4 protein-coding genes are annotated in these 4,322 nt (G+C 69.7%); 2 read left to right on the top strand and 2 right to left on the bottom strand.

Annotated elements, in window-relative coordinates; genetic code table 11:
- Together Q4F04_RS06970 and bioB are read right to left on the bottom strand one after the other, a co-directional pair.
- Positions 1-995, bottom strand: a 995-nt coding sequence (locus Q4F04_RS06970; RefSeq protein WP_303369112.1) for an 8-amino-7-oxononanoate synthase, incomplete at its 3' end; no start/stop codon positions are given.
- A complete protein-coding gene (bioB, locus tag Q4F04_RS06975) occupies positions 992-2,029 on the bottom strand; it encodes a biotin synthase BioB (protein ID WP_303369113.1) in 1,038 nt (345 codons plus the stop codon). The genes bioB and Q4F04_RS06970, both read right to left, overlap by 4 nt.
- Before the next feature lie 146 nt (positions 2,030-2,175).
- On the opposite strand from bioB, the gene Q4F04_RS06980 reads away from it, so the two are divergent.
- Both Q4F04_RS06980 and Q4F04_RS06985 read left to right on the top strand, forming a co-directional pair.
- Entirely contained in the window at positions 2,176-3,159 is a 984-nt protein-coding gene (locus Q4F04_RS06980; protein WP_303369114.1) for a BMP family protein, read from the top strand.
- A gap of 6 nt (positions 3,160-3,165) precedes the next feature.
- The coding region (locus Q4F04_RS06985; protein WP_303369115.1) for an ABC transporter ATP-binding protein at positions 3,166-4,322 on the top strand (1,157 nt) is incomplete at its 3' end.

The following is a 4,322-nucleotide window of genomic DNA, read 5'->3' on the forward strand; positions in this document are numbered from 1 at the left end:
CGGGCGGCGAGGCGCATCGTCGGCGCCTCGGCCCCCACGATCAGCGGAACGATCTGGCTGCCCGAAGGGGGCAGTTGCGGCAACCGCCGCGCCAGTTCCGCCGTGAACAGGTCAATGAGCCCCTGCAGCGCCTCGCGCCGCTCGGGCTCGTCCTGCAGGATCGCCAGCGCCTCGGTTGCGGCCACGGCCATCAGGGGCGAGGGGGCGGTGGCGAAGATGAAGGGCCGCCCGCGGTTGACGATGAAATCCCGCAAGACGCGGGGCAGCGTCAGCACCGCGCCCGAGCCGCCCAGCGCCTTGCCCAGCGTGTGCAGGGTCACGACGTTCTCGCGCCCTTCCAGCGCATGGGACAGCCCGCGCCCGTCCGGCCCCCAGACGCCCGTTGCATGGGCCTCGTCCACCACGAGGAAGCCCTCGCGGTCGGCCAGCGGCACGAGGTCGTCCAAGGGCGCACGGTCGCCGTCCATGCTGTAAAGGCTTTCGACGCAGATCCACACGGCGCCCCTGCCCCCCTTGGCGCGCCAGTCGCGGATCACGTCTTCGGCATGGCCTGCGTCATTGTGGCGAAACTCGGCCACCTCGGCGCGGGTCAGCCGCGCGCCCTCGCGGGTCGAGGCATGGGACAGCGCATCCATCAGCAGCAGGTCGCCGCGCTGGGGCAGGGTCGCCAGAACCGCGACGTTCGCCTGATAGCCGCCGCCGAGCATCAGCGCGGATTCAGCCCCGAAGAAGCTGGCAGCAGCCTCCTCGAATGCCTCGTGCCACTCGGTATTGCCGCGCAGCAGGCGCGATCCGGCGGCGCCCACCGGCACGCCCTCCTCAAGCGCGCGGCGCACCGCATTGGCCAGCCGCAGCGAACCGGCCAGCCCGATGTAGTCGTTCGACGCAAAGTCCACGCCCTCGCGCGGGATCAGCCGCCGCGTCTGCCCGCCCGCGGCGATGGCGTCGAGGTCCGCGCGGAAGGGCGCGAGCCGGTCGTCGGGGGAAACGCTCACCGCAGGATCGGCACCGGCATCTCGCCCGGCGCGGGCGGGGCCACGTCCTCGGGCGCGTGTTCCCACGCCACCATGGGCTGCATCCCCAGCTTCGCCAGCAGCTTCATGTCGTGGTCGTCGCCGGGGTTCGCCGCCGTCAGCAGCGTGTCGCCCATGAAGATCGAGTTCGCCCCCGCGAAGAAGCACAAAGCCTGCATCTCGTCCGACATCTCGGTGCGGCCCGCCGACAGCCGCACATGGCTTTCCGGCATCATGATCCGCGCCAGCGCAATGGTGCGGATGAAGTCGATGGGATCGACGGGGGCGGCGTTTTCCATGGGCGTGCCCGGAATCGCGATCAGCAGGTTGATCGGCACCGAATCCGGCGGCTCGGGCAGGTTCGCCAGCGTCACCAGCATCTCGACGCGGTCCTGCTGGCCTTCCCCCAGGCCGATGATGCCACCCGAGCAGACCTTGATCCCGCTGTCGCGCACCACCGCCAGCGTGTCCAGCCGGTCGGCATAGGTGCGGGTCGTCACCACGTTGGCGTAATGCGCCTCGGAGGTGTCCACGTTGTGATTGTAGTAGTCGAGCCCCGCGTCCTTCAGCCGCCGGGCCTGTCCGGCGTCCAGCATCCCCAGCGTCATGCAGGTCTCCATGCCCAGGGCCTTGACGCCCTCGACCATGGCCACGACCTGCGCCATGTCGCGTTCCTTGGGGCTGCGCCAGGCCGCGCCCATGCAGTAGCGCGTGGCGCCCGCGGCCTTGGCCTTCGCGGCCTCGGCGATGACGCGCTGGACCTCGATCAGCTTCGAGGCCGACAGGTCCGACCCATGCCGCGCCGACTGGCTGCAATAGCCGCAATCCTCGGGGCAGCCGCCGGTCTTGATCGACAGCAGCCTCGAAAGCTGGATGCGGTTGGGGTCGAAATGCTGGCGGTGGACCGTCTGCGCCTGGAACAGCAGGTCCATGAAGGGCTGGTCGATGACCCCCCGCGCCTCGGCCGCGGTCCAGTGCCTGCGTCCGGTCACGGGGGCAACAGTGGGAGCGTTCATGGCGGCCTCTCGGTCTGGTCTGCCCCGCCGGTTAGCAGCAACGCCGCCGCCTGTCCAACGGACGCTGCGCCATCGGGCGCCTTTCCGATTGACGCCGCACGGGGCTTTTCCTGTAATCCCGCCAGACCCAACCGGAGAAAGCCGCCATGACCCTGACCCTTCGCCTGGCGAGTGCCGCGCTGGCGCTGTCCGCCGCCGCCGCTTGGGCCGAGCCCGCGCTGGTCTTCGACCTCGGCGGCAAGTTCGACAAGTCCTTCAACGAGGCCGCCCATATCGGCGCGACCCGCTGGAAGGAGGAAACCGGCGGCACCTACAAGGAACTGGAGATGCAGTCCGAGGCCCAGCGCGAGCAGGCGCTGCGCCGGCTGGCCGAATCCGGGCTGAACCCCATCGTGACCACGGGCTTCGCCTTCGGCGAGGTGCTGAACAAGGTGGCCCCCGACTATCCCGACACCCGCTTCGTCATCATCGACACTGTCGTGGACCAGCCGAATGTCCAGTCCAACGTCTATGCCGAACCCGAGGGGTCCTATCTCGCGGGGATTCTGGCAGGGATGGCGTCACAGACCGGCACCGTCGGCTTCATCGGTGGCATGGACATCCCGCTGATCCACAAGTTCCGCTGCGGCTATGCGCAGGGCTTCAAGGCCGCGCGGCCGGACGGGACGGTCATCACCAACTTCACCGGCACGACGCCCGCGGCCTGGAACGACCCGGTGAAGGGCGGAGAGCTTGCCCGCGCGCAGAAGGCGCAGGGCGCGGACGTGATCTATGCCGCAGCGGGCGGCACCGGCATCGGCGTGCTGCAGGCGGCGGCGGACGAAGGCATCCTGTCGATCGGCGTCGATTCGAACCAGAACCACCTGCATCCGGGCCGCGTGCTGACCTCGATGGTCAAGCGCGTGGACAACTCGGTCTACGAGGCCTTCAAGGCAGGCGAGGCGGTCGAGCCGGGCATCAAGCTGATGGACCTCAAGGCCGATGGCGTGGGGCTGGCGATGGACGAGAACAACGCCTCCCTCATCACGCCCGAGATGACCGCCGCCGTCGAGGAGGCAAAAGCGAAGATCATCGCCGGGGAAATCGTGCCGCATGACTACATGACCGACAATTCCTGCCCGGCGGACTGACAGCGCATGGTCCCCCCGGCCCCTGCACCGCCCGCGATCGAGCTGCGCGGGATATCCAAGGCCTTCGGGCCGGTGCAGGCCAACCGCGACATCTCGCTGGTCGTGCCCCCGGGCACGATCCACGGCATCGTGGGGGAAAACGGCGCGGGCAAGTCCACGCTGATGTCGATCCTTTACGGCTTCTACCGCCCGGACGCGGGGCAAATCCTGGTCGGCGGGCGCGACGCCGGGATCACCGACAGCCAGTCCGCGATCCGCGCGGGCATCGGCATGGTGTTCCAGCATTTCAAGCTGGTGCCGAACTTCACGGTGGTGGAAAACGTCATTCTCGGGGCCGAGGACGGGGCGCTGCTGGCACCCTCGGTGTCGCGGGCGAGGAAGGAACTGCGGCGGCTCGCGGCGCAATACCAGCTTGAGGTGGACCCCGATGCGGTGGTGGAAACGCTCTCGGTCGGACACCAGCAGCGGGTGGAAATCCTCAAGGCGCTGTATCGCCAGGCCGACATCCTGATCCTCGACGAGCCGACGGGCGTGCTGACCCCCGCCGAGGCGGACCACCTGTTCCGCATCCTCAGGGGCCTGCGGGACCGGGGCAAGACGGTGATCCTGATCACCCACAAGCTGCGCGAGATCATGGAGATCACCGACAACACCAGCGTCATGCGGCGCGGCGAGGTGGTGGCGACCGTGCCGACCGCCCGGACCTCGCCCGAGCAGCTGGCCGAGCTGATGGTCGGTCGCAAGGTCCTGCTGCGGGTGGACAAGGCGCCCGCCGCGCCCGGCGCGCCGGTGCTGGAACTGGCGGGCCTGCGGATGGTGGACCGCGCGGGGGTGGAACGGCTGCGCGGCATCGACCTGACCGTGCGGGCGGGCGAGATCCTCGGGATCGCGGGCGTCAGCGGCAACGGGCAGACGCAGCTTCTGGACATCCTCGGCGGCTACCCGGAACAGGGCGCGCAGGTCGCGGGGGCCGCCCGGCTGGCAGGCCGCCCGCTGCCGCTGACCGGCACCGACGCGCGGGCGCGCAGGCAGGCGGGCATCGGCAACATCCCCGAGGACCGGCAGGCCGAGGGGCTGGTCATGGAGTTCTCGGCCTGGGAGAACACGGTCCTCGGCCATCACCGCGAGGGCGGCGCGCTGATGGACAACGCCGCAATCCGCAG

Origin of the sequence: Paracoccus sp. (in: a-proteobacteria), assembly GCF_030536915.1 — a bacterium.
In the GTDB taxonomy this organism is placed as follows: Bacteria; Pseudomonadota; Alphaproteobacteria; order Rhodobacterales; family Rhodobacteraceae; genus Paracoccus.